The sequence below is a fragment of the Enterobacter sp. ZOR0014 genome (assembly GCF_000798855.1).
GTDB classification, from domain to species: Bacteria; Pseudomonadota; Gammaproteobacteria; order Enterobacterales; family Enterobacteriaceae; genus Enterobacter; species Enterobacter kobei.
Genome location: NZ_JTLF01000219.1, coordinates 1 through 222 on the forward strand (window position 1 = coordinate 1; position 222 = coordinate 222).

General features: G+C 64.4%; 1 pseudogene. It reads right to left on the reverse strand.

Annotation, left to right across the window (positions count from 1 at the left end):
- Positions 1 to 222 (reverse strand): annotated as a pseudogene (locus tag L977_RS11600) (DDE-type integrase/transposase/recombinase); the annotation flags it as partial.

The window sequence follows — 222 nt, forward strand, 5'->3', positions numbered from 1 at the left end:
GAAAACGCTCCAGCTTGCCCTGCGTCTGCGGATGATAAGGCCGGGAGTGGCCCACCCGGATACCCTGGCGCATCAGCCACAGCTCAAGCGCCGTCCAGGTCCCGGTGGTGTCGCCCCACGGGGAGCCGTTGTCCATCGTCATCCGCTCCGGCAGGCCATAGCGTTCAAACACGCTTACCAGCTGCTGCTGCACGGTCTCACGCCGTTCATCGGTACAGTGTG